Genomic DNA, 1,955 nt, shown 5'->3' on the forward strand with positions numbered 1-1,955 from the left:
GCCGAGGGCATCGTCTTCGAGGTGGTGCCCGGTGCGGCCGCCGCGGTGGGCGTGCCCGCCTACGCGGGGGTGCCGCTGCGGGACGCCCGCAGCGCGGAGGATGTGCGTTTCGTGGACGCTCTGGCCGCCGATGAGCACTGCTGGACGAGGTCGGCTCGTCCGACGCGACCGCCGTGGCCTCCACGACCTGGAGACGGCTGCCGCCACCGAACCCGCGCCGCTGAGCCGAGCGCGGCTACTCCCGGCCGACGCTCGTCGCGCTCATGTCGGCGTAGCGGGTGCCCGCCACCTTTCCGGCGATCGGCTCCAGCGCGGCCAGTTCGTCCGCGGTCAGCTCGATCCGGGTCGCGCCGGTGTTCTGCTCGATCCGGGCGCGGGTGCGAGTGCCGGGGATCGGCACCACGGCGACCCCGTGCACCTGGGCCTGCTGCTGCACCCAGGCCAGCGCGATCTGGGCGAGTGTGGCCCCGCGCGCCTCGGCGATCTTCCGGAGCGGCTCCAGCAGCGCGGCGTTGGCGGCCGCGTTGTCGCCGGTGAAGCGGGGCTGGAGGCGGCGGAAGTCGTCCTCGCCCAGCTCCTGCTCGGCCTGGACGAAGGAGCCGGTGAGGAAGCCGCGGCCGAGCGGCGAGTACGGCACGAGGGCGACACCCAGCTCGCGGGCGGCCCCCACCACGCTCTCCTCGATGTCGCGGCTGAACAGCGACCACTCCGACTGCACCGCCGCGATGGGGTGCACCGCGTGCGCCGCGCGCAGCTCGTTCGCCGTGACCTCGCTCAGCCCGAGGTGCTTGACCTTCCCCTCGGCCACCAGCTCGGCCATGGCGCCGACGCTCTCCTCCAGCGGCACCTCGGGGTTGCGCCGGTGCATGTAGTAGAGGTCGATCTGGTCCACCCCGAGGCGGCGCAGACTGCCCTCGACGGCCTGGCGGATGTACGGACGGTCGTTGCGTATCCGCTGGCGGCCGTACGGGTCGCTCTCGTCGCGCTCGATGGCGAACTTGGTGGCCAGGGTGATCCGGTCCCGGTTGGCCCGGACGAAGGCGGAGATGAACTCCTCGTTCCGTCCGAAGCCGTAGACATCGGCGGTGTCGAAGAGCGTGACGCCCAGCTCCAGGGCCCGCTCCAGCGTGGCCCGCGCCTCCGCCTCGTCGTGGGTCGGTCCGTAGGCCCAGCTCATGCCCATGCAGCCCAGGCCCTGGACGCCGACCTCGGGTCCGCCGGTCCCCAGGCCGACGGTCGCGATGGTCTCGTTGGTGCTGTCGCTCATACGGGATCAAACCTCTCCGACGACGACGCCCTCCGGGCGTCAGCATAGATATCGATCTTGTAGTCGAGGACCTCGAGCGTGCTCTGGAGCTCGGCGATACGCTCCCGCACGTTCTCGCGGTGCGCGGTCAGCAGCTCCTCGCGCTCGGCGAAGGTGTGCTCGCCCTCCCGCACCAGCTCGGCGTAGCGGACCATGTCCGCGACCGGCATCCCGGTCAGCCGCAGCTTGCCGACGAGGTCGAGCCAGTCCAGGTCGCGGTTGGTGAAGCGGCGCTGGCCGGTGTGCGTACGGTCCACGTGCGGCATCAGCCCGATCCGCTCGTACCAGCGCAGGGTGTGCGCCGTCAGCCCGGTGTGGGCGGCGACCTCGCTGATCGAGTAGCGGTCCTGCCCGGTGGGCCGGGGGTGGCCGACTCTCCCCGCGCAGTTCTTCCGCGCCTTCACCGGGGCGCTCTCCATCACGGTCATGCCGATTCACCTCTCGCAGGTCGCGGATCCGCACATCTCGTCGACGTCTTCAACGCTATTGAGTTGGAGTGCACTCCAAGCAAGCGGAGATTTGGGAGAACCTTGGCGCCTGCGGCGGGCTGTTGGCGGTTTCTAGGAGTCGTCGCAACACGTGGTTGTGTTGATCAGGCTGCGAGCAGTTTATGCAGGCGCTCGGCTGGGGTTTCCCAGCCGAGCGTTTT

2 protein-coding genes and 1 pseudogene are annotated in these 1,955 nt (G+C 70.6%); 1 reads left to right on the top strand and 2 read right to left on the bottom strand.

What is annotated here, in order from left to right; translation table 11 throughout:
- Positions 1–188: pseudogene (locus tag ABD329_RS47665) on the top strand (bifunctional uroporphyrinogen-III C-methyltransferase/uroporphyrinogen-III synthase); the annotation flags it as partial.
- Between the two features lie 47 nt (positions 189–235).
- Here the strand turns inward: ABD329_RS47665 and ABD329_RS47670 are convergent.
- On the bottom strand, positions 236–1,267 hold the full coding sequence (locus ABD329_RS47670; protein WP_198282275.1) for an aldo/keto reductase: 1,032 nt from the start codon (positions 1,265–1,267) through the stop codon (positions 236–238).
- Positions 1,264–1,734 carry a MerR family transcriptional regulator gene (locus ABD329_RS47675; RefSeq protein WP_198282276.1) on the bottom strand — a complete coding sequence of 157 codons (471 nt, stop codon included), beginning with the start codon at positions 1,732–1,734 and terminating at the stop codon, positions 1,264–1,266. The genes ABD329_RS47670 and ABD329_RS47675 overlap by 4 nt, the downstream gene beginning before the upstream one ends.
- Positions 1,735–1,955 lie beyond the last annotated feature (221 nt).

This window comes from Streptomyces javensis (genome assembly GCF_039525925.1).
Classification (GTDB): domain Bacteria; phylum Actinomycetota; class Actinomycetes; order Streptomycetales; family Streptomycetaceae; genus Streptomyces; species Streptomyces asiaticus.